The organism is Streptomyces sp. NPDC051921 (genome assembly GCF_040680975.1).
GTDB lineage: Bacteria > Actinomycetota > Actinomycetes > Streptomycetales > Streptomycetaceae > Streptomyces.
The window spans coordinates 89,160-115,743 of sequence record NZ_JBFAXU010000015.1 but is presented as its reverse complement, the minus strand read 5'-3'; the positions used below and the strand labels follow the sequence as shown (position 1 = coordinate 115,743).

At 72.0% G+C, this 26,584-nt stretch carries 26 protein-coding genes and 1 tRNA gene; 12 read left to right on the top strand and 15 right to left on the bottom strand.

Going from position 1 to position 26,584, the window contains the following annotated elements; all coding sequences use genetic code 11:
* Window positions 1-41: 41 nt before the first annotated feature.
* A complete protein-coding gene (locus AB0M16_RS21040) occupies window positions 42-1,319 on the bottom strand; it encodes a DUF2254 domain-containing protein (RefSeq protein WP_365345153.1) in 1,278 nt (425 codons plus the stop codon).
* A gap of 372 nt (window positions 1,320-1,691) precedes the next feature.
* On the opposite strand from AB0M16_RS21040, the gene AB0M16_RS21035 reads away from it, so the two are divergent.
* Window positions 1,692-1,779, top strand: a tRNA-Leu gene (locus AB0M16_RS21035).
* Between the two features lie 151 nt (window positions 1,780-1,930).
* Here the strand turns inward: AB0M16_RS21035 and AB0M16_RS21030 are convergent.
* From AB0M16_RS21030 to AB0M16_RS21020, 3 genes are read right to left on the bottom strand one after another with little or no spacing between them, the layout of a single operon-like run.
* Window positions 1,931-2,650 carry a methyltransferase domain-containing protein gene (locus AB0M16_RS21030; protein WP_365344989.1) on the bottom strand — a complete coding sequence of 240 codons (720 nt, stop codon included), beginning with the start codon at window positions 2,648-2,650 and terminating at the stop codon, window positions 1,931-1,933.
* Between the two features lie 29 nt (window positions 2,651-2,679).
* Window positions 2,680-3,120, bottom strand: a complete 441-nt coding sequence (locus tag AB0M16_RS21025) for a hypothetical protein (RefSeq protein ID WP_365345151.1) — start codon at window positions 3,118-3,120, stop codon at window positions 2,680-2,682.
* Window positions 3,121-3,125: 5 nt separating this feature from the next.
* Window positions 3,126-3,602, bottom strand: a complete 477-nt coding sequence (locus AB0M16_RS21020; RefSeq protein ID WP_365344987.1) for an ATP-binding protein — start codon at window positions 3,600-3,602, stop codon at window positions 3,126-3,128.
* Between the two features lie 211 nt (window positions 3,603-3,813).
* On the opposite strand from AB0M16_RS21020, the gene AB0M16_RS21015 reads away from it, so the two are divergent.
* From AB0M16_RS21015 to AB0M16_RS21005, 3 genes are all read left to right on the top strand, one after another.
* Complete coding sequence (locus AB0M16_RS21015; RefSeq protein ID WP_365344985.1) at window positions 3,814-4,677, top strand: helix-turn-helix transcriptional regulator; 864 nt, start codon at window positions 3,814-3,816, stop codon at window positions 4,675-4,677.
* Complete coding sequence (locus tag AB0M16_RS21010; protein WP_015037566.1) at window positions 4,678-4,914, top strand: DUF397 domain-containing protein; 237 nt, start codon at window positions 4,678-4,680, stop codon at window positions 4,912-4,914.
* A gap of 72 nt (window positions 4,915-4,986) precedes the next feature.
* Entirely contained in the window at window positions 4,987-5,805 is an 819-nt protein-coding gene (locus tag AB0M16_RS21005) for an SAM-dependent methyltransferase (RefSeq protein ID WP_365344983.1), read from the top strand.
* A gap of 210 nt (window positions 5,806-6,015) precedes the next feature.
* On the opposite strand, the gene AB0M16_RS21000 is transcribed toward AB0M16_RS21005, so the two are convergent.
* Together AB0M16_RS21000 and AB0M16_RS20995 are read right to left on the bottom strand one after the other, a co-directional pair.
* On the bottom strand, window positions 6,016-7,917 hold the full coding sequence (locus tag AB0M16_RS21000) for a M64 family metallopeptidase (protein ID WP_365344981.1): 1,902 nt from the start codon (window positions 7,915-7,917) through the stop codon (window positions 6,016-6,018).
* Between the two features lie 58 nt (window positions 7,918-7,975).
* The gene (locus AB0M16_RS20995; protein WP_365344979.1) at window positions 7,976-9,319 is read right to left on the bottom strand and encodes a 6-phospho-beta-glucosidase; all 1,344 of its coding nucleotides are present in this window, start codon (window positions 9,317-9,319) and stop codon (window positions 7,976-7,978) included.
* Between the two features lie 17 nt (window positions 9,320-9,336).
* Between AB0M16_RS20995 and AB0M16_RS20990 the strand changes: the two genes are divergently transcribed.
* The 3 genes from AB0M16_RS20990 to AB0M16_RS20980 are packed head-to-tail and all read left to right on the top strand — an operon-like array spanning window position 9,337 to window position 10,863.
* Window positions 9,337-9,723: a VOC family protein gene (locus tag AB0M16_RS20990; RefSeq protein WP_365344977.1), complete on the top strand. Its 387-nt coding sequence runs from the start codon at window positions 9,337-9,339 to the stop codon at window positions 9,721-9,723.
* A 57-nt stretch (window positions 9,724-9,780) separates the two neighbouring features.
* A complete protein-coding gene (locus tag AB0M16_RS20985) occupies window positions 9,781-10,374 on the top strand; it encodes a GNAT family N-acetyltransferase (RefSeq protein WP_365344975.1) in 594 nt (197 codons plus the stop codon).
* Between the two features lie 48 nt (window positions 10,375-10,422).
* Window positions 10,423-10,863, top strand: coding sequence for a YchJ family metal-binding protein (locus tag AB0M16_RS20980; RefSeq protein WP_365344973.1), 441 nt, complete (start codon window positions 10,423-10,425; stop codon window positions 10,861-10,863).
* A gap of 374 nt (window positions 10,864-11,237) precedes the next feature.
* Here AB0M16_RS20980 and AB0M16_RS20975 read toward each other — a convergent pair whose 3' ends face one another.
* From AB0M16_RS20975 to AB0M16_RS20965, 3 genes are all read right to left on the bottom strand, one after another.
* The gene (locus tag AB0M16_RS20975) at window positions 11,238-13,331 is read right to left on the bottom strand and encodes an MDR family MFS transporter (protein WP_365344971.1); all 2,094 of its coding nucleotides are present in this window, start codon (window positions 13,329-13,331) and stop codon (window positions 11,238-11,240) included.
* Window positions 13,332-13,664: 333 nt separating this feature from the next.
* Window positions 13,665-13,919 (bottom strand): hypothetical protein, encoded by a 255-nt coding sequence (locus AB0M16_RS20970; RefSeq protein ID WP_345491961.1) that lies wholly within the window; start codon window positions 13,917-13,919, stop codon window positions 13,665-13,667.
* A 298-nt stretch (window positions 13,920-14,217) separates the two neighbouring features.
* Window positions 14,218-15,276 (bottom strand): ATP-dependent DNA ligase, encoded by a 1,059-nt coding sequence (locus AB0M16_RS20965; protein ID WP_365344969.1) that lies wholly within the window; start codon window positions 15,274-15,276, stop codon window positions 14,218-14,220.
* Window positions 15,277-15,342: 66 nt separating this feature from the next.
* Between AB0M16_RS20965 and ligD the strand changes: the two genes are divergently transcribed.
* Entirely contained in the window at window positions 15,343-16,359 is a 1,017-nt protein-coding gene (ligD, locus tag AB0M16_RS20960; RefSeq protein ID WP_365344967.1) for a non-homologous end-joining DNA ligase, read from the top strand.
* Window positions 16,360-16,578: 219 nt separating this feature from the next.
* On the top strand, window positions 16,579-17,595 hold the full coding sequence (locus AB0M16_RS20955) for an alpha/beta hydrolase (protein WP_365344965.1): 1,017 nt from the start codon (window positions 16,579-16,581) through the stop codon (window positions 17,593-17,595).
* Here AB0M16_RS20955 and AB0M16_RS20950 read toward each other — a convergent pair.
* Together AB0M16_RS20950 and AB0M16_RS20945 are read right to left on the bottom strand one after the other, a co-directional pair.
* The gene (locus tag AB0M16_RS20950) at window positions 17,505-18,161 is read right to left on the bottom strand and encodes a TetR/AcrR family transcriptional regulator (protein ID WP_365344963.1); all 657 of its coding nucleotides are present in this window, start codon (window positions 18,159-18,161) and stop codon (window positions 17,505-17,507) included. The two genes, AB0M16_RS20955 and AB0M16_RS20950, sit on opposite strands and share 91 nt — an antisense overlap.
* Before the next feature lie 54 nt (window positions 18,162-18,215).
* Complete coding sequence (locus tag AB0M16_RS20945; RefSeq protein ID WP_365344961.1) at window positions 18,216-18,947, bottom strand: IclR family transcriptional regulator; 732 nt, start codon at window positions 18,945-18,947, stop codon at window positions 18,216-18,218.
* A gap of 413 nt (window positions 18,948-19,360) precedes the next feature.
* Here AB0M16_RS20945 and AB0M16_RS20940 point away from each other — a divergent pair, with 413 nt between their 5' ends.
* Window positions 19,361-19,627 (top strand): WhiB family transcriptional regulator, encoded by a 267-nt coding sequence (locus AB0M16_RS20940; protein WP_365344959.1) that lies wholly within the window; start codon window positions 19,361-19,363, stop codon window positions 19,625-19,627.
* A gap of 257 nt (window positions 19,628-19,884) precedes the next feature.
* On the opposite strand, the gene AB0M16_RS20935 is transcribed toward AB0M16_RS20940, so the two are convergent.
* The 4 genes from AB0M16_RS20935 to AB0M16_RS20920 all read right to left on the bottom strand — a co-directional run bounded on the left by AB0M16_RS20935 (window position 19,885) and on the right by AB0M16_RS20920 (window position 24,604).
* On the bottom strand, window positions 19,885-20,859 hold the full coding sequence (locus tag AB0M16_RS20935; protein ID WP_365344957.1) for an acyl-ACP desaturase: 975 nt from the start codon (window positions 20,857-20,859) through the stop codon (window positions 19,885-19,887).
* Window positions 20,860-21,297: 438 nt separating this feature from the next.
* Window positions 21,298-22,968, bottom strand: a complete 1,671-nt coding sequence (locus AB0M16_RS20930; protein ID WP_365344955.1) for an ATP-binding cassette domain-containing protein — start codon at window positions 22,966-22,968, stop codon at window positions 21,298-21,300.
* Between the two features lie 601 nt (window positions 22,969-23,569).
* Window positions 23,570-23,983 (bottom strand): SsgA family sporulation/cell division regulator, encoded by a 414-nt coding sequence (locus tag AB0M16_RS20925; protein ID WP_365344953.1) that lies wholly within the window; start codon window positions 23,981-23,983, stop codon window positions 23,570-23,572.
* A gap of 138 nt (window positions 23,984-24,121) precedes the next feature.
* The gene (locus AB0M16_RS20920; RefSeq protein WP_365344951.1) at window positions 24,122-24,604 is read right to left on the bottom strand and encodes a (4Fe-4S)-binding protein; all 483 of its coding nucleotides are present in this window, start codon (window positions 24,602-24,604) and stop codon (window positions 24,122-24,124) included.
* A gap of 105 nt (window positions 24,605-24,709) precedes the next feature.
* Between AB0M16_RS20920 and AB0M16_RS20915 the strand changes: the two genes are divergently transcribed.
* The gene (locus AB0M16_RS20915; RefSeq protein WP_365345149.1) at window positions 24,710-25,786 is read left to right on the top strand and encodes an oxidoreductase; all 1,077 of its coding nucleotides are present in this window, start codon (window positions 24,710-24,712) and stop codon (window positions 25,784-25,786) included.
* A 150-nt stretch (window positions 25,787-25,936) separates the two neighbouring features.
* The gene (locus tag AB0M16_RS20910; RefSeq protein WP_365344949.1) at window positions 25,937-26,479 is read left to right on the top strand and encodes a hypothetical protein; all 543 of its coding nucleotides are present in this window, start codon (window positions 25,937-25,939) and stop codon (window positions 26,477-26,479) included.
* Window positions 26,480-26,584 lie beyond the last annotated feature (105 nt).

Here is a 26,584-nt window from a genome sequence, read left to right as displayed (position 1 = left end):
TCCGCCGTCCGCCGACGCCCTGACGGGTCGAACGGATCCCGTCAGCCGATGCCCTGACGGTCCGCCGCCAGCGCGAAGTCCCGGTCCGCGGCCACCGGCACCGTGCGCTCCACGAGCTCGACCAGGAGCGCACGGTGCCGCACCAGCGGCGCCCGGCGCTCCGCGGGCACCAGCGACAGCAGGTCGTCGAACCCGGCCAGCATCCGTCGCGACACCTGCGGACTGGCCGTCGCGCAGCCCCGGAGCTCGGCGAAGCCCAGGTCCACCAGGTCCGTCCAGCCCGGCACGTCCTGCACGAGCCGCACCGCCCCGCTGCCGTCCCGCCCGTCCCGGTACTCCACCGCGCCCAGCGGCCGCCGGGCCAGCGCCGCCAGGAACTGGGTGATCCGGTCCAGGCACTGCACGGCCGTCGTGGGGTCGTTGACGGCGGGGGACAGCGCCCGTAGCCCGATGTCCGCGAGCTGCCGCAGTCCGAAGCCCAGGTCCTGGTGGAAGGTCCGCTCGATCCCCACCGACACCGAGGAGGCGAGCCCCTTCGGCACCGCCCCGCCGTGCACCGCCAGGATCGGCGTCCCCGGCACCACGAAGTCCCCGATCCGCGGCAGCAGCCGCAGCACGAGCCCGTGCCGCCGCGCGGCCCGCACCAGCCGCGCCACGTTCACGTCGCGCAGCACCCCGGCGCGCCCCCGGTGCACCACGTGCCCGGTCACCGGCCCGAGGTCGCCGCGCTCCCCCGCGTACCAGGGCATCTTCGTGAGCACTCCGAACGACTCCTGCGTGATCCGGTCCACGACGTGGCTGACCCGCATCAGCCGCAGGGTCGAGTTCACGTACGCGACGAAGAGCAGGAGGCTGAGCCCGACCATGAGCAGGGTGAGGATCGACTGGAGCAGCGGCACGCTCGTGACGAGCCGCGGGTCGGTGTCGCTCTCGTAGGAGGTGAGCACGAGCAGCGACAGCAGGAAGGTGGCGAGGAAGACCGCCAGGGTCGCCTTGGTGATCCGGCTCCGGACGAAGATCCGCACCACGCGCGGGCTGAACTGCCCGCTCGCCATCTGCACCGCGACGAGCGAGATGGAGAAGACGACGCCGATGAAGGTCATCATCGCCGAGCTGACCGTGGTGACGACGGTCTGCGCGTCCTGGGCGATCGAGACGAGGTCGGCGACGGCGTCGTACTGCCCCTCCTCCTGCAGGGCCTCGACGATCTTCCGGTCGAGTTCGGCGCAGGCCCACCACACCAGGAAGACCGCGACCATCGCCGCGACCGGTGCGAACCAGAAGGTGTCCCGCAGATGCTCCCGCAGCGGCGACAGCATCCGCGGCCTGCGGTACGAGGACGCGGGCGGCGGAGGAGAAACGTGACTCACCCGGCGCAGGCTAGGCGCAGCCGCCCCCTGGGGAGCGGCGACGCCCCGTGCGCCCCGGGTCGTACCCGCAACGGTCCTCCGGACGTACCCGCGACGGTCCTCCGGACGTACCCGCGACGGTCCTCCGGACCGCTGCGGTCTCTACCACGCGTACACGGGGGGCCACACCCTGTACGTCCGGCGGGACCACCAGGACTGGATCAAGGACAACAAGGCGAGCTCCCCCCACTGACCACGGAAAACGCTGGTGAAAGCCACCTGGATCCCCTGGTAGAGTTATCCATGTCGCCGCGGGGAACACCGCACGGCGGCAGACACCTGGTCCGGGTGGCGGAATGGCAGACGCGCTAGCTTGAGGTGCTAGTGCCCTTTATCGGGCGTGGGGGTTCAAGTCCCCCCTCGGACACCACGGAGAAGGACCCTGACGGAAGTCGGGGTCCTTTCGCGTGTACGGGCCCGGTGCCTCAGAAGAGGAGCGAGCCGCCGGCGAACGCGAACGTCGGCGTCCTTCGGCCGTCGCCGGGGCTTCCTTCACGGGCGCATCATGATCGACGCAGGCCCTACCGATCCAGGGCTTTGCGCGCCACGACGAGCCGGCAGTGCGGGCTGCCGTCCTCACGCGTGCCCAGGGAGGGGATGGGGCGGAGCTCCACGTGGAAGCCGGCCGCCGCGAGGCGCGCGCGGACGTCCGGGAGGCGGAAGGTGCGGTAGTACATGACGAACGGGGGGCGCCACAGCGCGTTACGGAGCCGCATCACCGCGTCGAAACCCCACAGGGTCCAGTACGGGCCGGAGCCCACGCGCGGCGGGGCCGGCAGTGGGAAGGCGAACGTGCCGCCCGGCCGCAGGGACGCGTGCACCTGGGCGAAGAGGGTGCGCTGCTCGGCGGGGAGGAAGTGTCCGAAGGCGCCGAAGCTGACCGCCAGGTCGAAGACCGGCGCGAAGGGGAGGGCGAGGGCGTCGGCCCGTACGAGGGTGGCCGTGGGGTGGGCGGCGTGGGCCTCGGCGAGCATGCCGGCGCTGAAGTCGACCCCGGCGATCCGCCCGGCGCACACCGAGCGCAGCACCGGGAGTCCGGCGCCCGTGCCGCAGCAGACGTCCAGGCCGGAGTCGAAGGGGCCGAGCGGCTCCAGCGCGGCGGCGACGGCGGTGAGGAGCCGGTCCGAGGTGCGGAACGGGGTGGCGTCGAACTTCGCGGCGAGCAGGTCGTAGCCCTGTTCGACCGACGACAGGGCCTGTCGGGTCAGCTCGCGGAGCGTGGGTCCCTCGGGGGAGAACATGCTCCGACCCTACGGTCTCCGGGCCCGTGTCACAGGGTGCTGCGCACCGGTGGCGGCACACTCCACGCCGGCGCGATCCCGGTCAGCTGGCAGATCAGCAGATAGAGGGGGATGGGCGGGGTGTACGGGGAGTCGCCGTCGGGGTGGTGGATCAGCCGCGGCCGGCGGTCCGGGATCACCGCGCCGGGGGCGTAGCAGGCAGGGAAGGGCCAGGTCAGGTCGTGGTCGGAGCCGGCCGGGACCAGCCACCACCACCAGTCGCCGTCGGCGTAGACGCAGCCCTTGGCGGGCAGCCGGGACAGGATGCGGAATCCGTAGCGGGCGGGGACGCCGACGGCGTCGCGGCCGAGGGCGGCCGGGAGGTCGACGGGCACGGACAGCCGTGTCACGCCGACGGGCGCGGGGGAGGGGGACCTTCCGGGGGAGTTCTCGGGGTTCTTGCGGGCGCGCGGGACGAGCAGCGTCGCCATGGACCTCAGCACGGCTCTCCCATGCCGTGCGCCAGCTCCGCCCAGACGATCTGCGCCGTGCCGTGGCCGGTGCGGTCCGCGCCCCAGGCGCTGCACAGCGCGTCGACCAGGATGAGTCCGCGGCCGCGCTCCTCCTCTCCGCAGTCGCGGATGCGCGGGCCGGCGGGGCCGCCCTCGTCGCGCACGGATATCCGCAGCCGCTCCTCGCCCTCGCGCAGCTCGCACACGAAGCGGGTGCTGGCGGTGTGCACGACGGCGTTGGTGACGAGCTCGGAGACGATCAGGATGACGGTGTCGCGGATCTCCGCGTCGCAGCCCCAGAGGATGAGGCGTTCCTCGGCGAGCAGTCGGGCCCGGGCGACCGTGTCGGTGCGGGCCGGAAGCTCGAAGGCGAAGCGGCGGTCGCCGGTGTGGGGTCGTGAGCGCTGGGCCATGACGCGGGGGCTCATGAGACCTGAGGGCTGCGCGTTACCAGAAGCCACGACCGATCCTCACAACTGTGGGCAGGAGGGAGTGCCGTACGCATTCCGCGCGAAGAGGCGCACGGCATGCGTACTGGTTCACCGGAATACTCTGCTCCCGACTCGGACACTTGGCAAGTGGCACTCTGAAAAATGCAGAGTGCTGTGTTCTCTCTGGCTCTGTTCGTGGCACACTCTCATCGAAAATCAGCGCGTCGGGGAGGTCTTCAGAGTGAGCGAGCCGCGGTCCGCCCCCACGGTGGGACAGGTCGTCCTCGGCAAGCGTCTGCAGGATCTGCGCGAGCGGGCCGGCCTCAAGCGGGAAGAGGCCGCCAAGATCCTGCGGGTCGCTCCGGCCACGATCCGGCGCATGGAAACGGCCGAGGTGGCGCTGAAGATCCCGTACGTGCAGCTCCTGCTGAAGGCGTACGGCATCACGGACTCCGAGGCCGAGGGCTTCGTCGCGCTCGCTGAGGAGGCCAACCTCCCCGGCTGGTGGCAGCGGTTCCACGACGTGCTGCCCGGCTGGTTCTCCATGTACGTCAGCCTGGAGGGGGCCGCGAGCCTCATCCGGGCCTACGAGCCCCAGTTCGTCCCCGGTCTCCTGCAGACCGAGGACTACGCCCGTGCCATTCTGCGCAGCGGGGCCGTCGGCGGCAGCGATGCCGAGGAGACCGAGCGTCATGTAGCCCTCCGCATGGAGCGCCAGTCCCTGCTGACCAGGGAGGACGCGCCCAAGTTCTGGGTGATCATGGACGAGACGGTCTTCCGCCGACCGGTCGGCGACGGGCCCGAAGTGATGCGCGCCCAGCTCGATCGGCTGCTCGAAGCGTCGGAGCTGCCGAACGTCACCCTGCAGATCGCGGAGTTCCGGTCCGGCCACCACCCCGGCACCTACGGACCGTTCGTCCTCTTCCGCTTCGCCATGCCCGAACTCCCGGACATGGTCTACAGCGAGTACCTGACCGGCGCCGTCTACCTCGACGCGCGCCCCGAGGTGGCCTCCCACCTCGAGGTCATGGACCGCATGGCGGCCCAGGCCGCGACTGCACAACGCACGAAGGAGATCCTCCGGGATCTCCGCAAGGAGCTGTGAATGGATCGCATATACAACGGCATGCCCGCCGCTGAGCTCGGTGCCGAGGGATGGCACAAGCCGTGGAGCGGTGGGAACGGGGGCAACTGCGTCGAGGCCATGAAGCTGGCCGACGGCAGAGTCGCCGTGCGACAGTCCGCAGACCCTGAAGGCCCCGCGCTCATCTACACCCACGGCGAGATCGCCGCGTTCATCCAGGGGGCGAAATCAGGTCAGGCTGACTTCCTGCTTACCTGAACCTTCCGTCCCACCCCTCACATCGCGTAACTCTTGCTGTAAGCAACACCGTTCGTCCGTCGAGGAGAGCCGATGACCCAGGAACCCGCATCCCCGCAGAGCGGGATACGCATCGACACCAGCAAGCCGCACCCCGCGCGGATGTACGACTGGTTCCTGGGCGGCAAGGACAACTACCCCGTGGACGAGGAGATGGCCCGCCAGCTCCTCACCGTCGACGCACGCGGCCGCGACATGGCCCGCGTCAACCGGGCCTTCATGCACCGCGCCATCCGCTGGCTCAGCGCCGACGGCGTACGGCAGTACCTGGACGTCGGCACCGGGATCCCGACCGAGCCCAACCTGCACCAGATCGCGCAGGCGGCCGCGCCGGAGTCCCGGATCGTCTACTGCGACAACGACCCGATCGTGCTCGCGCACGCCGCCGCGCTCCTGCGCTCGACCCCGGAAGGGGCCACCGAGTACATCCAGGCGGACGCCCGCGACCCCGAACTGATCCTCGAACGGGCCGGAAAGATCCTTGATTTCGACCGGCCCATCGCCCTGTCGATGCTCGCGCTGCTGCACTTCGTCGGCGACGAGGACGGCGCCTACGACCTCGTCGGCAAGATCGTCGACAAGCTCGCCCCCGGCAGCTACCTCGTCCTCTCGCACGTCACCGGCGACTTCGACCCCGAGGGCGCGGCGAAGGCCTCCGCCATGTACAAGGCGCGCGGCCTGACCCTGCGGCCCCGCTCGCGCGACGAGCTGGCCGCGTTCTTCGACGGCCTCGACCTGGTCGAGCCGGGCGTTTCCCTCACCGCCGAGTGGCACCCCGAGCTCGGCGAGCCGGTCCCGGTCCAGGGCGACGACCCGATCCCGGGCTGGGCGGCGGTCGGCCGCAAGCGCTGACCGCAACCCGTACACGAGGAGAGGCCCCCGCCGGCGACATCGGCGGGGGCCTCATCCGCATGACACGCGGACTCATGGCAGCAGGGCGTCACGGCGGCACGGCAGCACGGCGGCACGGTGTCACGGCGGCAGGGCGTCGTGGCCGAGGGGCGTCACGGCCCGGCAGGGCAACGCGGCCGCAGGACCGCACCTGCCCTGCGGCCCCGTGTCTCAAGGCTGCACCAGCGTCACCAGGAAGCCCTGCGGCCGGCTCACGTTCCCCGCCGCGTCGACCGTCCGGTACTCCACCGTGTGCGTGCCGTAGTCGGGTGTCGCGTCGTCCCACGGCACCGCCCTGCTCCGCCCCAGCTTGCCGTAGACGAGATCGTCGATCACGGTGCCCGAGGGCGAGAAGCGGAACGGCGCCGCAGCGTCCGTCGGCCAGCCGTAGTACGTGTACCAGCCGTCGCCGTCCACCCGGAACTGACTCACCGCGGCCGCCTGCTGGTCGTCCCGCGCCGACAGCCGCATCGTGAACTCCCCGTCGTAGACGTACTCGACGGGCCGCCCCGGCCGGTGCACCGTCCGCAGCGGCGGTGACAGCTCGTACCCTCCGGAAGCGGCGAGCGCGTCGACCGTCCACCGCAACTCCTCACGTGTGCCGGGGATCCGGGCCGTCAGGGAGTGGGTGCCGGGAGCAAGACGCAGCGAACTCAGGTCCAGATCAAGGTCATTGCCGGAACCGGCAACCGTCCGCCCGTCCAGGGTCCAGCGCACGCCCGGGGTCCGGCGCACCGGGTGGGTGGTGTCGGCATGGACGACGGACCGCGCACCGACCGGGGCCGTGGTCGGCGTGTGCCCGGTGAACGCCGCCGGTACGGCGTCGTCCGCCGTACGCAGGGCCGGGTCGACGGTCCAGCTCACCGTGCGCGTCAGGGCCGACGAGGCGCGCACCGCGGGGTCGCGGACGAACGGGGTCGGGTCGGTCACCCTCGCCGTCAGCGTGTACGTACGCCCCGCGGCGAGGTCCAGACCGCGCAGGTCGACCGTGCGTACACCGCCGGTCCGCAACGGGCGGCCGTCGAGCCGCCATTCCACGGCGAGTTCACCGCCGAGCGGATGCAGCGTGTCCACCCACACCGTCCGGTCGGCGCCGAGGGGCGCGGTGTTCGGCGTGTGGTCCTGGACCAGGTTCACCTTGGCCGAGATCGCCTTCACCATCACCTCACGCTCGACCTGGTCGAAGGCGTAGCCGAGGGTCTTCATCATGGAGTGACGGCTCGGCCGCCAGACGCCCTCCGTGCTGTAGAGGCCGCCCTCGTGCCGTCCGATCACCCCGCCCGCATCGCTCTCCTCGCCGAGCCAGCGCCACCACTTGGCCCGCTGCTCCCGCATCTGCTGCTCCGTCAGAAGCGTGTGGTGGACGGAGGACGGCTCCGAGTCCCCGGTGTACGCGCCGCCCGGCACGCCGCGCCCGTAGTAGTCGTACTCGTCCTGCAGCCCGCCGAGCGAATGGCCTATCTCGTGCGGGGTGATGAGCGCCGACAGGGCGTTGCCGCCGGACGCGGTGGCGTAACTTCCGCCCGCACCGCCATAGGTGGAACTGTGGGCGAGCGCCACGATCTGCCGGTTCGCACGACCGGTACCCGGCACCAGGTCGGCGTACCCGGCGGCCTTGGCGCTGTCGACCGTGAGCAGCCGCTGCACGCTGCCCGGGTTGCAGCCACCCCAGAAGCCCATGTCGAGCGCCGTGTCACGGGCCGGCGCGTCGAGCCCCGGATCGCAGTCCACGCCCGACTCCCGCGACGGCACCTCCACCGCCCACACGTTGACGTACGAGCGGTACGAGGCGAACGGCTCAATGCTCCACAGCATGCTCAGATGCCGCTCCAGGTCCGCCCGGAAGGCCGGCATCTCCGCGGCCGTGTACCCGTCGCCCATGACCACCAGGTTGAACCGCCGGTCCGCCGGCCCGGTGGTCTGGACGGGCACGACCGTGGCCCCGCCCGTCTCGGCGGCGGCCGGACTGCCGACGGCCGCGGTGCCCGCGCTCACCAGGCCCGCGGCCAGCAGACAGCCCGCGACGAGACGGGCCACTCCTCCTCGAACACGCCTGCGGCGCAGTGAAGTCATGGGGCGCGAGCCTAGGCCGCGCCCCGGAGGGCGTAAAGATGTTCGTCAGTCGTCCATCTCAATGACGGAGGTACGCCAGTCCCGCGTGCTCCGCGGTGTAGCCGTCGACCAGGCGGCGGGCCACCGTGACCGAATCGACGAGCGGATGCAGCGCGAAGGCCTTGACCGCCGTCGCCCGCGAACCGCTCTCCGCCGCCGCCAGCACCTCCCGCTCCACCGCCTTCACCGCCGTCACCAGGCCCACCGCGTGGTACGGCAGCGGCTGCACCGACACCGGATGGGCACCGGCCGCGTCCACGAAGCACGGCACCTCGATCACCGCGTCCGCGTCGAGCACCGAAAGGGTGTGCCGATTACGCACGTTGAGGATCAGCGTGGCCCGCTCGTTGCGCGCGATGGCCCGCATCAGCGCCAGCGCCACCTTCTCGTAGCCGCCTGACTCCAGGTCCGCCTCGTCCCGCTCGCCGACCCCGGCGGCCTCCCGGTTGTGCGCCATGTAGGTCGCCTCCCGGTCGGCCAGCACCCGGTGCCAGGTGCCCAGCGGCGGCGTGTCGGGCTTCCCCATCTCTGCGTAGAATCCGGCCTGTTGGTCGAAGAGATAGGCGCCGCGGGTCTTCTCCGCCTCGCGATAGGCGCGGACCGCCTCGCGGTTGAAGTAGTAGTAGTGCAGGTACTCGTTGGGGACCGCGCCCAGCGAGCGCAGCCACTCCGTTCCGAAGAGCTTGCCCTCCTCGAAGGAGCCGAGCAGGGAGTCGTCCTCGAACAGGCGCGGCAGTACGTCACGTCCGCCGACCCGCAACCCCCGCAGCCAGCCCAGGTGGTTGAGGCCCACGTAGTCGATCCACGCCTCGTCCGGGTTCGTCCCCAGTACCCGCGCCACCCGCCGGCCGAGACCCACCGGGGAGTCGCAGATGCCGATCACCCGGTCCCCGAGGATCCGCGACATCGCCTCGGTGACCAAGCCCGCCGGGTTGGTGAAGTTGATGACCCAGGCGTCCGGGGCGAGTTCGGCGATCCGCCGCGCGATGTGCGTCACCACGGGCAGGGTGCGCAGCCCGTACGCGATGCCACCGGCGCCCACCGTCTCCTGGCCCAGCACCCCCTCGGCCAGCGCGATCCGCTCGTCGGCGGCCCGGCCGGCGAGCCCGCCCACCCGGATGGCCGAGAAGACGAAGTCCGCACCGCGCAGCGCCTCGTCGAGATCCGTCGTCGCGCTCACCACCGGCGCGTCCGGCACTCCCGCGCCCTGCTCGGTCAGCACCCGGGCGATCGCCGACAGGCGCCCGGCGTCCAGGTCGTGCAGGGTGACGTGGGTGACCCGCCCCTCGGCGTGGTCGCCGAGGAGGGCGCCGTACACCAGCGGCACCCGGAATCCGCCGCCTCCGAGAATCGTCAGTTTCATGCCCGTACGCTACTCGGATGCACGTACTGAGCAGCAGGATTCTGCTCCGACCCACCGACCCCGAACGCTCCCGCCGCTTCTACGGCGAGACGCTCGGCCTTGCCGTCTACCGCGAGTTCGGCACCGGTCCCGACCGTGGCACGGTCTACTTCCTCGGCGGCGGCTTCCTCGAGGTCTCGGGCCGCGCCCCCGCCGCGCCTCCCGATCCCGAGCTCCGTCTCTGGCTCCAGGTGGCCGACGTGCGCGCGGCGCGCGAGGAGCTGCGGGGCAAGGACGTGACGGTTCTGCGCGAGCCGGTCACGGAGCCGTGGGGGCTGGTGGAGATGTGGCTCATGGATCCGGACGGCGTACGGATCGCGGTGGTGGAGGTACCCGAGGGGCATCCGCTGCGGTACCGGCCGTAGGGCCGCAACGGGACCCCGCGTGACAGTTCAAGATCGTTTGTGATCAGAATGTCCCGTATGGCGATAACGAACATGCCCAAGGCGGCAGTCATCGACGATGCCGACGCGATCAGCGGCACGCTGGCCCGGGCCTTCGACGACGATCCGATGATGCGCTGGTTCTTTCCCGACGAGGCCTCGCGCGAGGCGACCCTGGGGCGCTACTTCTCCACCCTCTTCACCCGGCAGTACCTCCACAACGGGGTCTGCGAGCGCACCGACGCCGCGGCGGCCTTCTGGGTGCCGGCGGAGGCGCAGGAGAAGGCCGTGCCCGACGACGAGACCATCCGGCAGCTCGTGGACATCCTCGGCGACCGCGCCGGCCTCTTCCGCGAGGCCGTCGAGACGGCCGCGACGCACACACCCCAGGAGCCGCACTGGTCCCTGGCCCTGATCGGCGCCGAACCCGCCGCCCAGGGCACCGGCCAGGGCGCCGCCCTCCTCCGCTCCGGCCTGGCGAAGGCCGACGCGGCGGGCCTGCCCGCCTACCTGGAGTCCTCGAAGGCCACCAACCTCCCCGTCTACGAGCACTTCGGCTTCACCGTCCGCGAAGAGTTCCAGCTGCCCGGCGGCGGCCCGGTGCTGTGGGGGATGTGGCGCGAGGCCCGCTGACCGCCACCTCGGCGGGGCGGGCGGCGGCCGGCACGCGACAATGGGCGCATGTCCCGACGCAAGACCCGCCCCGCCCGTCCCGCCGCCCCCGCGCCCGCCGTGACCGACGCCTCGCCCTGCCCGTGCGGCCTGGAGGCCACGTACGGCGCGTGCTGCGGCCGCTTCCACGCGGGCCCCGTCACCGCGCCCACCGCCGAACTCCTCATGCGCTCCCGTTACAGCGCCTTCGTCGTCCGCGACGAGCCGTACCTCCTGCGCACCTGGGCCCCGCAGACGCGTCCCGCGGAGGTCGACTTCGACCCGGGCATGCGGTGGGCGGGCCTCGCCATCGAGGAGACCGGCGACGGCACGGCCTTCCACCAGCACGGCACCGTCACCTTCAGGGCCCGCTTCACGCACGACGGGGCCCCGGGCGAGCTGCACGAGCGCAGCCGGTTCGCGCGGCACGAGGGGGCGTGGGTGTACGTGGACGGGGACTTCCTGGACTGAGGGCGGGCTTGGATCCGACTTCCTGGATCCGACCGCCCTCGATGCAGCACCCTGGATCCGACGTCCTGGATCCGACCGTCCCTGGATTCAGCATCCTGGATCCGACATTCTGGGTTCGATCCAGCGTCCGGGATCCTGGATCCGACCTTATGGATCCGATCTGTGGGATCGGATCTCCTGGATCCGGCCTCCTGGATCCGGCCTCCTGGATCCGGCCTCCTGGATCCGGCCTCCTGGCTCCGGCCTTCCTGGGTCCGGCCTTCCTGGGTCCGGCCTTCCTGGGTCCGGCCTCCGGGTGCCGGCTTCCGGGATTCGGCCTCCTGAATCCGACTTTCCGGATGCGGCTCCCGGATCCTGGATATCGGATCCCCTCCTCACCGCGCTGCCGCGCCCACCGGTTCCCGCCCGTCGCGCGGTAGGCCCTGTGCCAGGTCCTCCGCGATCAGCTTCTTCGCGATGGCGTCGGTCGCCGCCCGCAGTTCCGGGCCGCTGGGGCGGCCGCGCTCCTGCTCGACCTGGTTGCTGAGCCAGTCGCCCCAGGCCTTGGTGATGACGTCCGCCTCCCGCTTGCCGGCCTGCGTGTGGGAGAGCAGGTTGCCGTCACGGGTGAGGAAGCCCTCGTCGACCATCCGGTCGAAGACCGGGAGCAGCACCTCGGGCGGGACCCGGCGGCCCGCCGAGATCAGGCCCAGGCTGGCGTGGCCGACGAGCCGGGTGAAGAGTTCCACCTGCATGACCGCCCAGGCGCCGGCCGTGTCGAGCCGGGTGTCGGAGGCGGTGACGATCCGTCGGGCGGTGTCGTAGTCGGTCCTCCGGATGATCCGGCCGACGGAGAGCTCCAGGAGCTTGGCCGAGTCACCGCTGATGGTGGGGGAGGCGAAGCCCTCGCCCATGTCGGGGGCGGAGGCGCGGGCGGTGTCGCGCAGCGGGACCTGCTTGAGGAACAGCGCCACGACGAAGCCGACGGCCGCCACCGGCACGGTCCACAGGAAGACGGTGTGCAGGGTGTCCGCGTACGCCTGGACGATCGGCTCGGCCACAACGGGCGGCAGCCCGTGCAGGCCGGCGGGGCTCTGCGAGGCCTGGGCGATGCCGGCCGGGTCCAGACCGAGGCTCGCGGCGCGAGCGGACGCCTCGCCGACGCCCTCCGTCAGATTGGGCTTGAGGGAGTTGGTGTAGATCGTGCCGAAGACGGCGGTGCCGAAGGAGCTGCCGAGCGTGCGGAAGAAGGTCACGCCCGACGTGGCGGTGCCCAGGTCCGCGTAGTCGACGGTGTTCTGTACGGCGATGGTGAGGACCTGCATGCACAGGCCGATGCCGACGCCGAGCACGAACATGTAGAGCGACGCCAGCCAGGTGCTGGTCTGCGGGTCCATCAGGGAGAGCAGATAGAGCCCGAGTCCCATCACGAGGCAGCCCGCGATGGGGAAGATCCGGTAGCGGCCGGTCTTGCTGACGACGTTGCCGCTGAAGATGGACGCGATCAGCAGGCCGACGACCATGGGCAGGGTGCGGATGCCGGAGATCGTGGCGGAGTCCCCGTCGACGTACTGGAGGTACGTCGGCAGGAAGGTCATCGCGCCGAGCATCGCGAAGCCGACGACGAAGCTGAGCACCGAGCAGATGGTGAAGACCGGATTGCCGAACAGGCGCATGGGCAGCATCGGTTCGGCCGCCCGGGTCTCCACCCAGCAGAAGAGCCCGAGCGCGAGCAGGCCGCCGGCGAAGAGCCCGATGATCACACCCGAGCCCCACGCGTACTCGTTCCCGCCCCAACTCGTGGCCAGGATCAGGGCACTGGATCCGACCGCGACGAGCGCGATGCCGAGGTAGTCGATGACGGGGCGGCTCGCCGAGCGTACGGAGGGGATGGTGCGCGCGGCGGCGATGACGACCAGGATCGCGATCGGGACGTTCACGTAGAAGGCCCAGCGCCAGCTCAGATGGTCGGTGAACAGGCCGCCGAGGAGCGGTCCGATGACGGTCGAGACGCCGAACACCGCGCCGATCGCGCCCTGGTACTTGCCGCGTTCGCGCAGCGGGATGACATCGGCGATCAGCGCCATCGAGGTGACCATGAGGCCGCCGGCGCCGATTCCCTGCAGACCGCGCCAGATGATCAGCAGCGTCATGTTGGTGGCGAGGCCGCACAGGAACGAGCCGGTGATGAAGACGATCGCCGAGATCTGGAAGATCACCTTGCGGCCGAACAGGTCGCCGAACTTGCCGACGAGGACGGTCGCCACCGTCTCCGCCAGCAGGTACGAGGTGACCACCCAGGACATGTGGGCGGCGCCCCCGAGGTCCGAGACGATCGTCGGCAGCGCGGTGCCCACGATCGTCTGGTCGAGCGCGGCCAGGAGCACACCGAGCATGATCGTGCCGAAGACGATGTTGCGACGGCGGCTGTCGAGCACCGGTGGCTCGGCGGCGGGGGGCGCGGGCGCTGCTTCGCTGGTGGTCGTCACTCTCGCAGCGTCACACCGGCGTCGGTGTCCCGCATGCGGAGTACACCCGAACCGGTGCGGCACCGGGCCCGACCCCCGAACGGCCGAAGGCCGTGGCGTCGCCCCCGCCCCTGGTGGCCAGTTCGCCCCCGTTGGCCGGTTCGCGTCTCCTGCCATGGGGGGCGGCTCGCACTCCGGCGCGCCGCGTACTCAGGGCGCGCGTCGTGCTCCGTGCGCGTCTCGTGCCCCGGCGCGTGTCGTGCTCCGGGAGCGCCTGGTGTTTCCGTGCGCGCCTCGTGCCGCGTGGGTACCTGCTACCCCACGGCGCATCCGAGCCGACGGGCGTGACGCGGTCTAGTACCCCGGGCGCACCGGCAGCTTCGGGTGGTGCTTTGCCAGGATCTTGTTGGCCCGGGCGAGCGCGGCCAGCGCGTGCTCCCGGTCGGCCCGGTCCTCGGCGCAGAGCGGCCCGCGGAAGCGGTACACCTCGCGCGCAGCGCAGTCGGCGTCGACCTCGGCCTGGAGCACGTGCAGCGGCAGGCAGGACCCGATCAGCGCGGCGACGCGGTCGGGGATCGGCACGGGTACGAGGGGCGAGGGCGAGGCGATCACGGTCGGTCCTTGTGGGTCTCTGAGACGGTGGAGGGATTCTCCACCTCTCCATACGTACCGGATCCCGGTGGCGGTTCGACGACGGCTCCGTCACCGCCGGGCAACAGCGGTGGGCCCGCTTCGGCGAGGCGTACGGACAGGGTCGCCGGCCCTCCACGCGTTCCCGCAGGTGCATCGGGGTGCGGGCGTTCAATCGGGCGTCAGTTCGCCGAACGCCAGCGCGGACGGGGGTGGTTGCCGGCCCGCCGGGTGTGGGGCATCTCACGCCCGCCCCGGGGCTTAACGATCTTCGGAACTAGGTCAGGATCTCGCCGAGGTCGTACGAGACCGGTTCCTCGAGCTGTTCGTACCCGCAGGACTCCGGGGTGCGGTCCGGGCGCCAGCGCTTGAACTGGGCCGTGTGCCGGAAGCGGTCGCCCTCCATGTGGTCGTACCCGACCTCGCAGACGCGTTCCGGGCGCAGGGCGACCCAGGAGAGGTCCTTCTTCCCCGACCAGCGGCTCGGTGCGCCCGGCAGTCGGGCGGACTCGTGCGCCGACTCGTCCGTCCAGGCCGCCCACGGGTGCCCGTCCGGCGGGTCCATGCGCAGCGGTTCGAGCTCCTCGATCAGCTCGGCGCGGCGCTTGGCGGTGAAGGCGGCGCACACGCCGACGTGCTGCAGGGCGCCCTGGGCGTCGTGCAGGCCGAGCAGCAGCGAGCCGACCACGGGTCCGCTCTTGTGGAAGCGGTATCCGGCGACGACCACGTCGGCGGTGCGCTCGTGCTTGATCTTGTACATGAGGCGTTCGTCCGGCCGGTACGGCAGGTCGAGCGGCTTCGCGATCACCCCGTCGAGTCCGGCTCCCTCGTACTGCTCGAACCAGCGTGCGGCGAGCTCCGGGTCGGTGGTCGCGGGAGCGAGGTGGACCGGGGCGTCGACGCCGGCGAGCGCGGTCTCCAGGGCGGCGCGGCGCTCGCCGAGCGGGGTGTCGAGGAAGGAGTCGTCGCCGAGGGCGAGCAGATCGAAGGCGATGAACCGGGACGGGGTCGTCTCGGCCAGCATCCGCACCCGCGACGCGGCCGGGTGGATCCGCTCGGTGAGCCGGTCGAAGTCCAGCCGTCCGTCGTGCTCGATCACGATCTCGCCGTCGACGACGCAGCGCTCGGGCAGCCGGGTGAGCAGCGCCTCGACGAGCTCGGGGAAGTAGCGCGTCAGTGGTTTGCCCGTGCGGCTGCCGATGAAGAGCTCCGCGCCGTCGCGGTGCACGAGCGCCCGGAATCCGTCCCACTTGGCTTCGTACTGCATGCCCGGCGGGATCTTCTTGACGGCCTTCGCCAGCATCGGCTTCACGGGCGGCATCACCGGCAGGTCCATGCGCCGAGTCTAGAGACGATTCGTCCCGATATGCGCGCTATGTGTGCCCGGCCTAGGCTGACGGCCATGGCAGGCAAGGCGGCAGCGGTGGAGCTCGAGGTCGGCGAACGGACCGTACGCGTCTCCAATCCGGACAAGGTGTACTTCCCGGAGACCGGCTACACGAAGCTCGACATGGTCAGCTACTACCTGGCCGTCGGCGACGGCATCACGCGCGCCCTGCGGAACCGGCCCACCACCCTGGAGCGCTACCCCGACGGCGTGACGGGCGAGTCCTTCTTCCAGAAGCGCGCGCCCAAGTACCTGCCGGACTGGATCCCGACGGCCCACATCACCTTCCCCAGCGGGCGCTCGGCCGACGAGATGTGCCCCACCGAGCCGGCCGCCGTCCTGTGGGCGGCGAACCTCGGAGCCGTGACCTTCCATCCCTGGCCGGTGCGCCGCGAGGACACGGAGCATCCCGATGAGCTCCGCATCGACCTCGACCCCCAGCCCGGCACGGACTACGCCGACGCCGTCCGGGCCGCCCACGAACTCCGGGCGGTCCTCGACGAGCACGGGCTGCGCGGCTGGCCCAAGACCTCCGGCGGCCGAGGACTGCACGTCTTCGTGCCGATCCTGCCGAACTGGACGTTCACCCAGGTCAGACGGGCTGCCATCGCCTGCGGTCGGGAGCTGGAGCGGCGGATGCCGGACCGGGTCACCATCAAGTGGTGGAAGGAGGAGCGCGGCGAGCGCATCTTCGTCGACTACAACCAGACCGCCCGCGACCGCACCATCGCCTCCGCCTATTCCGTACGGCCTCGCGCGCACGCCCCGGTCTCCGCGCCGCTGCGGTGGGAGGAGGTCGACGACGCGGTGCCGCAGGACTTCGACATTCGCACGATGCCGACGCGGTACGCCGAACTCGGCGACGTGCACGCGGACATGGACGACCAGCGGTTCAGCCTGGAGTCGCTCCTCGAACTGGCCCGCCGCGACGAGGCGGAACACGGCCTGGGCGACCTGCCGTATCCGCCGGAGTACCCGAAGATGCCCGGGGAGCCGAAGCGGGTGCAGCCGAGCCGGGCGAAGAAGGAGTAGCGGGGGTCGGGCGAAGAGGTGGTGGCGGGGGAGCGGTGCGGGGCCGAGGGGGCGCGTGGGAGCGGGGGAGTCGGGTGCGGTGCGCGGGGAGCGGGGTGGGTGCCGGCCATCGTGGGCGGCGGGTGTCAGGAGGCTGCGGCGGGCTGATCCAGGTCCCAAAACAACACGAACGATCGTGCTAACATTTTCTCGTATCGAGGACGATCGAGGAGATCCGGCATGTTCCCGAAGGCCCTGCTGCTCCGTACCGCTCTCAACGCTGCCGCCCGCGTCGCGCCCGGTCCCGCCGGGCGGGCCGTCTTCCACCTCTTCGTCCGCCCCGCGGGGCGGTCCCGGGTCAGGCCGGCGGAGGAGCGCCTGATGGCCGCCGCCCGGATCGAGCGGATACCAGTGCGCGGCAAGGTGGCCGTGACCTACGCCTGGGGCGACGGGCGGCGGCCGGTGCTGCTCGTCCACGGCTGGTCCTCGCGCGGCTCACGCCTCGCCGCGTTCGCCGAGGCGCTGCTCGACCGGGGGTACAGTCCCGTGGCCTTCGACGCGCCCGGTCACGGCGACGCGCCGGGCCGCGCCACCAACATCGTCGAATACCGGGCGATCATCCGGGAGTTGCACGCCCGGTACGGCGACTTCGACGCCGTCGTGGCGCACTCCTTCGGTGTCATTGCGGCCCTCTTCGCGCTGCGGGACGGCGTACGCGCCGGGCGCTTCGTCGGCATCTCCGGCGTGGGCTCCTTCGGATTGCTCACCTCCTGGTTCCAGGGTGCCTTCGGGATGAGCGACCGTGCCATGGGGGCGATGCGCCGCCATGTCGAGCGCCGGCTCGCCCCCGAGGAGCCGGGCGTCTGGGAGCACCTGGAGGCCGACTGGCGACCAGAGGACCTCGGTGGGCCCTTGCTGCTCATCCATGACGAGTCCGACGAGATGGTGCCGATCGCGCACGCGCGCGTCCTGCGACAGGCCCGCCCCGACCGGACCCGGCTGGTCGTCACGCAGGGACTCGGCCATCGCCGCATTCTGACCGACCATCAGGTCGTCGCGGAGGCAGTGGAGTTCGCGACGGCCGCGGGGGCGGATCGCCAGGCCGGGACGGATCGCCAGGCAGGGACGGATCGCCAGGCCGGGACGGATCGCCACGCCGGGGTGGATCAGACCGCCGGGGAGTCGACCTCGTCCCGCGCCCCGTCCGTCGCCTCGGCGCGCAGCCGGCGGGCGATGCCCCGTTCGGCCCGCGCGTAGGCGGAAGGGTCGCCGAGGAGCACGGACTGGGCGTTGGCCGACTCCATCAGGGCGATGATCTCGAAGGCGAGCTGCGGCGCGTCGACGTCCTCGACGAAGCCGCCGGCGAGCCGGGCCTCCTCGATCGCCCGCTCCACGTACGCGACCCAGTCGAGGCGCGACTGTGCGACGGCGTCGTGGACCGGGCCCGTGCGCGCGTCGAACTCCGCCGTGACCGCGTAGAAGAAGCAACCGCCCCGGAAGGTCCGGCCGGAGGAGTACGCGAGCCAGTTCCGGCACAGCGCCCACACCCGCCCCGGGCCCGGCGGCACGTCGGCCAGCGGGGTCACGACCTCGCGGGCGAAGACCGCGGTGGCCGCCCGTACGGTCGCGAGCTGGAGCTCCTCCTTGGAGCCGAAGAGGGCGAAGACGCCGCTCTTGCTCAGCTCGAGCTCGGTGGCGATCCGCCCCAGGGACAGTCCCTCCAGGCCTTCGACGGAGGCGATGTCCATCGTGCGGGCCAGGACGAGCCGCCGGGTCTGGTTGCCGCGCTCGACTCGTCCGTCCGTCTTGGTGCTGCCGCTCATGCGCCCATCGTACTGTCCGCACGACCGTGCGGACAGTCGTCGCCGGGCGCGCCGCTACGCCTCCGGGGTCCGTCGCTCCGTCGGCGGGAGCAGCAGCACCTCCAGGGCCCGCGCACACGCCCGCGCCCGCACCAGGAACCAGCCGAGCCTGGCGTCCGTGATCACCGAGGGCGTCGCCCGCAGGGCGAGCGCGAACCGCGCGCGCCCGTCACGCCCGAGGACCGGCACGGCGAGCGTCCGTACGCCGAGCTCCGACTCGCCGTCGTCCAGGACGTAACCCTGCTCCCGTACGCCGGCCGACCCGTGGACATGAGTGAAGGCCTCGTGCCCGGGCTCGTGCCAGGCGAGCAGCACCCTTCCGGGCGCCGAAGCGTGCAGCGACCGCCGCAGCCCCGCCCTCGGGGCGACCGTGCCGCCGGCCACGACCACCGCGTAGGAGCCGCTGCGCAGCGCAAGGTCGGCGGTGGTGCCGGTCCGTTCGGCCAGGTCCCGCAGCTCGGGGGAGGCCAGGTGCAGTCTCCGCTGGTGGTACGAGAGTCGGCCGAGCTCCGTGACGGCCGGGCCGAGCCGGTAGCGGGCCGTGCCGGCGTCCTGCTCCAGGAACCCGGCGGCGAGCAGCGTCTTGGCCAGGCGGTGTGCGGTCGACGTCGAGAGACCCAGCCGCCGCGCGAGATCCGAGGCGCTCAGGTCGGGCCCGTTGTCGTGGAAGGAATGCAGCACGTCCAGAGCCCGCCGGACGGCCTGCGCCCCGCCAGGACCGGCCATGGTGCCGACCTCGGTGGTCATGTGTCCCGCCCCCGTCGCTGCTCGTCGTTCGATCTCCGGCGCTGATCTCCCCGGCCGATCTGCTGATCTCCCCGGCCGATCTGCCGATCTACCGGGTCGACCTGCTGGGCCCGTTTCCGCGCCGCCGTCTTCCTGGTCGATCTTGCCGATCGATCCTGCCGATCGATCCTGTCGGTCGATCTTGTCGGTCGACTCCACGCTGCCACATGGCCGGGGTCGAACCGGTCGGGTCGGGAGGGCGGAAACACGCCGTTCACGCTCGTGCCCCCAGGGTGGCGTGCACCCGGACACGTGGGCGGACGGGCGGGCTACGACAGGAAATCAGCTGGCCGAAACGCTCCCGCCGGTGCTCGGCGCGCCGCGTTGATCGGACGTTGATGGCGCGTTTAGGCCATCGGGCCAGTGTGGGTGCCATGCAGACCTACACGATGCCCTCCGCCCCGCACAGCCTCATGGACGCCGACCTCTCCTGGCAGGAGGACGCCCTGTGTGCCCAGGCGGGGCCGGAGTTCTTCTTCCCGGCGCCCGGCTCCTCGACCCGCGAGGCGAAGCTGCTGTGCGGGGCGTGCGAGGGCCGCGTCGCGTGCCTGGAGTACGCGCTGGCGCACGACGAGCGGTTCGGCGTGTGGGGCGGTCTCTCGGAGAAGGAGCGGATCAAGCTCAAGCGCCGCCAGGGCTGAACCGCTCCGACGGGCCCGTCCCCGGACCCCTGCAGCCCCAGAAGCACCTGCCGTCCTTGCAGTCCTTGCATTCTTCGCAGCCCATCCGAGACCTGGCGGCCCCGCACCGACCGCCAAGGGCCAGACCGGCCGCCGAGGCCGACACCGAGCGCCGAAGGCCGCACCGACACGAAGGGCGGCCGGCGCCCGGCCTCAGCCGTCCGCGCCCAGCCGCCCGGTACTTCGTGGCTCGTGCCCCGTGCCCCGTGCCGTGCGTGTCAGCCCGCCGCTCGGGCCGCCATCCGGGCCTTGCGCGCCGCGAGCTTCTCGTCGAACTTCGACGCCTCGCTGTCCAGGCCGTTCATGTAGAGCCCCAGCTCCTCCTGGGCCTTCAGGCCGTCGGGGCCGAGGCCCTCGATCTGGAGGACCTTGAGGAAGCGGAGCACCGGCTCCAGTACGTCGTCGTGGTGGATGCGCAGGTTGTAGATCTCGCCGATCGCCATCTGGGCCGCCGCGCGCTCGAAGCCGGGCATGCCGTGGCCGGGCATCCGGAAGTTGACCACAACGTCCCGCACGGCCTGCATGGTGAGGTCGGGGGCGAGTTCGAAGGCCGAGCCCAGCAGGTTGCGGTAGAAGATCATGTGCAGGTTCTCGTCCAGCGCGATGCGGGCGAGCATCCGGTCGCAGACCGGGTCACCGGACTGGTGGCCGGTGTTGCGGTGGGAGATGCGGGTGGCGAGCTCCTGGAAGGCCACGTACGCGATCGAGTGCAGCATCGAGTGCCGGTTGTCGGACTCGAATCCCTCGCTCATGTGTGCCATGCGGAAACGTTCCAGCTCGTCCGGGTCCACCGCCCGCGAGGCCAGCAGGTAGTCGCGCATCACGATGCCGTGGCGCCCCTCCTCCGCGGTCCAGCGGTGCACCCAGGTGCCCCAGGCGCCCTCGCGACCGAAGAGGGTGGCGATCTCGTGGTGGTAGCTCGGGAGGTTGTCCTCGGTGAGCAGGTTGACGACGAGCGCGATGCGGCCGATGTCGGTGACCTTGGACTGCGAGCGGTCCCAGGCCTCACCGTCCTCGAAGAAGCCGGGGAAGTTGCGGGCGTCCGACCACGGCACGTACTCGTGCGGCATCCAGTCCTTGGTGACCTTCAGGTGCCGGTTGAGCTCCTTCTCCACGACCTCCTCCAGCGCGTACAGGAGGCGCGCGTCGGTCCACCCTGCGGAACTGGCGAGGTGGGGAGAGGTGAGCGTCACGGGAACTCCTGGGGACGGAGAAGGGGGCATTCGGATCTACTTACGGATTCGTAGGTTACGAGACCGTAGGTTAAGGCTCGATAAGGGGGTGGCCAAGCCCGCCTCGGTGATGTCCGGTTACGTTGCGTTATGCGCCCTGCTCCTGTGCCCCGAAGGAGATCCAGGTCACGCGTATGTTCCCCCTCGGTAGCCGAACCGCTCGGTGGCCGGTCGGCTACTCAGAGCAGATGGTCCGCCGCCCGCCTTCACGGCGCGGATCAGCCCTCGGCCCCGGCCCCCGCCGCGTCCGTCCCCGCCGGAAACGCCTCGACCGCCGCGGCCGCAGCACGTGGCTGCCGGCCGCGGCGGTCGACTCGCTCGGCGGGGCTGGGAGTACGGGGCGGGGAGGGCGGGGCTCGCCCCGTACCCACCCCCGGTGGCGGGACCGGATCCTGGGCGTCACCGCACCGTTGCACCACCTTCCCCGGGTGCCGGCGCCCCGAGTCCGTCCCGTACGGCCTCGGCCGTCGTCGGTCGCAGTCCGCCGTCGAGCCGCAGCCAGCGGGTGATCCCCAGGGACTCCAGGAACGGGACGTCGTGGCTCGCCACGATCAGCGCACCCTCGTAGGCCTCGAGCGCGGCCGTCAGGCTGCGCACCGACGCCAGGTCCAGATTGTTGGTCGGCTCGTCGAGCATCAGCAGCTGCGGGGCCGGCTCGGCGAGGAGGAGCGCCGCCAACGTCGCGCGGAACCGCTCACCGCCCGACAGGGTCCCCACCGGTCGGTCCGCACGGGCGCCCCGGAGGAGGAACCGGGCGAGCCGCGCCCGGATCTGGTTGGCCGACGCCTCCGGCGCGAACCGGGCCACGTTCTGCACCACGCTGAGCTCGTCGTCCAGCACATCGAGCCGCTGCGGCAGGAACCGCAGCGGAACGCGCACCGCGGCCTCGCCCGCGACCGGGGCGAGCTCGCCCGCGATCGTCCGCAGCAGCGTCGTCTTCCCGGCTCCGTTCCGGCCGAGGAGCGCCACCCGCTCGGGACCCCGCAGTTCGAACTCCCCGTCGACCCGTGCGCCGTACGGCAGCTCCAGTTCACGGAGCAGCAGCACCCCGCGCCCCGGGTGGACCGTCGTGCGCGGCAGTTCCACGCGGATCTCGTCGTCGTCCCGTACGGCGTCCACCGCCGCGTCGAGCCGCGAGCGCGCCTCGGCCAGCCGTTCGGCGTGCAGCGCGCGGTGCTTGCCCGCCGACACCTCGGCCTGTGCCTTGCGGGTGTTGGCGACGATCTTCGGAGCCACCCGGTTCTCGACGCTCTTCTGGGCGTAGCGCTTGCGGCGCGCCAACTTCATCTGTGCGTCGGAGAGTTCGCGCTTCTGTCGCTGGACGTCGGCCTCGGCGACCCGCACCATCCGTTCAGCCGCCTCCTGTTCGGCCGCGAGCGCCTCCTCGTAGTCCGACCAGGCGCCGCCGTACCAGGCGACCTCGCCGTCCCGCAGGTCCGCGATCTGGTCGACGCGCTCCAGGAGTTCACGGTCGTGGCTCACCACCACGAGCACTCCCGACCAGGCGTCCACCGCCTCGTACAGCCGGCGGCGGGCACCGAGGTCGAGGTTGTTGGTCGGCTCGTCGAGCAGCAGCACCTCCGGCCGGGCGAGCAGCAGCGCGGCCAGTCGCAGCAGCACCGACTCGCCGCCGGAGACCTCGCCGACCGTGCGGTCGAGGCCGATGTGCCCGAGACCGAGCTGGTCGAGCACGGCCAGCGCCCGTTCCTCCACGTCCCAGTCGTCGCCGACGGCCGCGAAGTGCTCCTCGGCGCCGTCACCCGCCTCGATGGCGTGCAGGGCGGCCCGGGTCGCGTCGATGCCGAGGACCTGGTCGACGCGCAGTCCGGTCTTCAGGACCAGGTTCTGGGGCAGGTATCCGACCTCGCCGGCGATGCGGACCGAGCCCGTCGCCGGGGCGAGCTCACCGGCGAGGAGCTTGAGCAGGGTCGACTTCCCCGAGCCGTTGAGGCCGACGAGTCCGGTCCTGCCGGGCCCGACGGTCAGCCGGAAGTCGTCGAAGACGCCGGTGCCGTCCGGCCAGGCGAAGGAGAGAGAGGTGCAGGTGATGAACGATGGGCGGGTCGCCATGGAGGCCTCCCGGTTGCGAAGCGTGATGGTGGGCAACGCGTGAGACACCGGGCGCGGGCGGGGAGGGGAACGGAGCAGCGCTCGTACGCCGAGGTCGAGTACGGCACACGCGGCGGCAGGGCGGCACGCGCGGCGCAGTGTCTCGAGACCTCAGACGGACAACGGCCTTCTCCGATCGGGCGACAACAGGGCCGAGGAAGACGTTACGAGCGGGCGGCGTGGGGCGGCAAACGAATTACGGCAGGCGCGGGAGCAGAACGCCCGGTGCTGGTGCTGGTGCTGGTGCCGGTGCCGGTGCCGGTGCCGGTGCCGGAACGGAACGCCCGGTGCCGCGCGGGAACGGAACGGTGTCGATGCGGGAGCGCGCAGCGCCCGGTCCCGCCGTGGGAGAACGGACCGCCCGGTGCCAGGGCGGGAACCGACCGCCCGTCCCCCAGGGCCAGTCCTCCGGATCGTCTCGCTGCCTCGCCGCCTCGCCGCCTCACGGGCCCGCCGGGCCCGCCGCCTCACGGTCTCGCCGCCTCACCGTCCCGCCGGGCCGGGGCCCGCCGGCCCAGCGCCCGCCCGCCCGGAGCCCGCGGCGCGATCGGGGCGGCACCCCCTAGTGCTCCTCCAGGAGCTGCGCCAGGTCGTCGTCCCAGTCCAGGTACTGGTGCTCCAGCCCGCTGGGCACGAGGTGCTGCGAGCGCTCCAGGAAGCTGCGCAGCTCCGACGTCCGGACGTGGACCATGGCGACGCCCTCGGGAGCGTGGAACTCGACGACCGTGCGGTCGTAGCCGTACGGCCGCAGGCGTACGTCGCCGACGCCGGCCGGGCCCTCCACCCCCTGCGCGAGCAGCTCGCGGGCGAAGGCCCAGGACACCTCGACGCCTTCCAGGGTCGCGCGCGGCGGGAACGCCATGCTCACGGCGTACGGGTCCTCGCGGTCGTACCGGAGCGTGGCGGCGACCGACTCGGTCCGCGGCGCGGCGGCGACCAGACGGGCCTGCACGGCCTGCTCGATGACGGTGGACATGGGCCAGCCTCCTGTCGCGCGGCTTCGTTCTTCTGGCATCTCCCTGACACAAGGAGAGACGAACGGAACGGCCCTGACGTGCACTGGAAGGTGACGTGAGCTGTGTCACCACGGGCGGTACGCGCCGGTTTCCCGAGGTCAGCGCTCCTGCGCGACGTCGAAGTCGCCGCCCGCGCAGGGGCCGGAGTGATCGCAGTACGGCTGGTTGCCGGAGGCACCGCAGCCGCACAGGACCGCCCTGACCTCGTGCCGCTCGCCGACGCCGGCCCGGACGAGAAGGTCGCCGCGCATCACCAGCCGCCCGTCGGGCATGCGGCGGACGGTCGTGGGGGCGTCCGGGGGCTCGGCGGCGTCCGGGGGCTCCGCGGTGCCGTCAGCGGCGCGGTAGCGCAGCGCCCCGGAGGGGCAGCGGCGGACGACCTCGGCGACCTGTTCCGGGGGTGCCTGGTCGGGCTGCACCCAGGGGCGTCTGCCCAGGTCGAAGACGCTCGGCAGGCCGCGGACGCATTCGGCCGCGTGCAGGCAGCGACGCGGTTCGAACGTCACGGTGATGCCCTCGCCGTCGTACTCCTTGAGCCTCGGGGGTTCGTCCGGGACGGGTTCGGGGGTGCGGTCCGTCATGCGTTCCAGCCTAGGAAGGGGGCGGGGGGTACGCACTCTGGACGGGATCTTCGCGGTGGACTAGCTTCCGGCGCCATGACGTCCAAGGGGAAGACGAGACGAGTGATGGCGGCGGGACTGGCCGGGGCGGCGCTCGCCCTGGCCCTGACGGTCCCGGCCGAGGCCGACGAGGGCACGGCGGGGGAGCCGGCGGCGGCCGGGGTGGCGGGGCGCGGATGGCAGCTCACGCACACCGGTGCGGACGCGCGCTTCCGGGGCCTGGCGGCGGTGAGCCGGTCCGTCGCCTGGGCCGCTGGTTCGCGGGGCACGGTGCTGCGGACCACCGACGGCGGCAGCACCTGGCGAAACGTCTCTCCGGCGGGGGCCGGCGAGCTGGAGTTCCGTGACGTGGAGGCCTTCGACGCCCGGCGCGCCGTGGTGCTCGCGATCGGGGAGGGGGAGGCGTCCCGGGTCTTCCGTACCGAGGACGGCGGCGCGACCTGGACGGAGTCCTTCCGCAACACCGACCCGCGTGCCTTCTACGACTGCATGACCTTCTTCGACCACCGGCACGGGCTCGCGATGAGCGATCCCGTCGACGGCAGGTACCGCATCCTGTCCACCCGCGACGGCGGGCGGTCCTGGGAGGTCCTGCCGAGCGACGGCATGCCGGCCGCCCTGCCCGGCGAGGCGGGCTTCGCGGCGAGCGGCCAGTGCCTGGTGTCGTCCGGGGCGAAGGACGTCTGGCTCGCGACCGGCGGCGGAGCGACGGGCCGGGTGCTGCACTCGGCCGACCGGGGCCTGACCTGGACCGCCACCGAGACCACGATCCCGGCGGGCGAGGGCGCCAAGGGCGTCTTCGGTCTCGCCTTCCGCGACCGCCGGCACGGCATCGCGGTCGGCGGCGACTACCGCAAGGACCAGCCCTCGCCGCAGGCCGCCGCCGTCACCGGCGACGGAGCCCGCACCTGGACCGCGTCCGCCACCCCGCCGCCCTCCTACCGCTCGGGCGTCGCCTGGCTCCCGCACACGAGGTCGGCCGCCCTCGCCGTCGGCCCCACGGGCACGGACCTGACCACGGACGGGGGCCGCACCTGGCGCACCGTCGACACCGGCTCGTACGACACGGTGGACTGCACCGCCGACGGGGCCTGCTGGGTCTCGGGCGAGAAGGGTCGCGTCGCGCGGGCGCTGCTGCGCTGAGGGGGAGTCGCGGGTCGGGTGGGTGCGGGGCCGGCTCCGCCCGGGGCGTGTGCGATCGGGTCGCCGAGATCCAGTAGGGTGACGTGCGCTCGTCAAGTCGGGCGTATCCTTGCACACGCGCATCTGCAAACACTCAACGGGGGTTGAAGCGTGAAGCTTCGTCATGTCCGTGCCGTCGCCGTCTTCGGAATCGCCGTGATCGCCCTCACCGGCGCTCGTGGGTCCCATGGCGCCAGCTGCGGCGGCGGCCACGGATCCAGCAGCTCCAGCAGCTCCGGCGGCTCCAGCGGTGGTTCCGACAGCAACAGCTCCAGCAGCTCCAGCGGTGGCTCCGACAGCTCCAGCTCCAGCTCCGGGGGCATCACCACGGGCGGCAGCAGCTCGTCGAAGAACCGCGCGGAGCGGGACGTCCGCATCGACGAGTGCGCGCTCAGCGCCGACCGCAAGAACCTGGTCGCCAAGGTGACCGTCACCAACAGCGACTCCCTGGCGTACCTCTACGACGTCACCCTGCAGTTCAAGGGTGCCGAGGGTTCCAGCGCCGCCAACATGGCGCTCGCCAAGGTCCAGGACCTGCGGGTCGAGGGCGGTGCGTCGAAGCAGGGCGAGGCGAGCACCCCGTACACGGGCGGCGGCGACGGCTCCGAGTACACCCGCTGCGTCGTCGTCGACGCCGACCGCACCATCGGCTGACGCACAGGACACGCCGCCGTCCGGCCCGTGGGGGCCGGTTCGGCGGATCGGGGCTCGACAGGGCCCCAGGGCTGTCTCACCGAGACAGCCCCAGGGGGTGTCTCG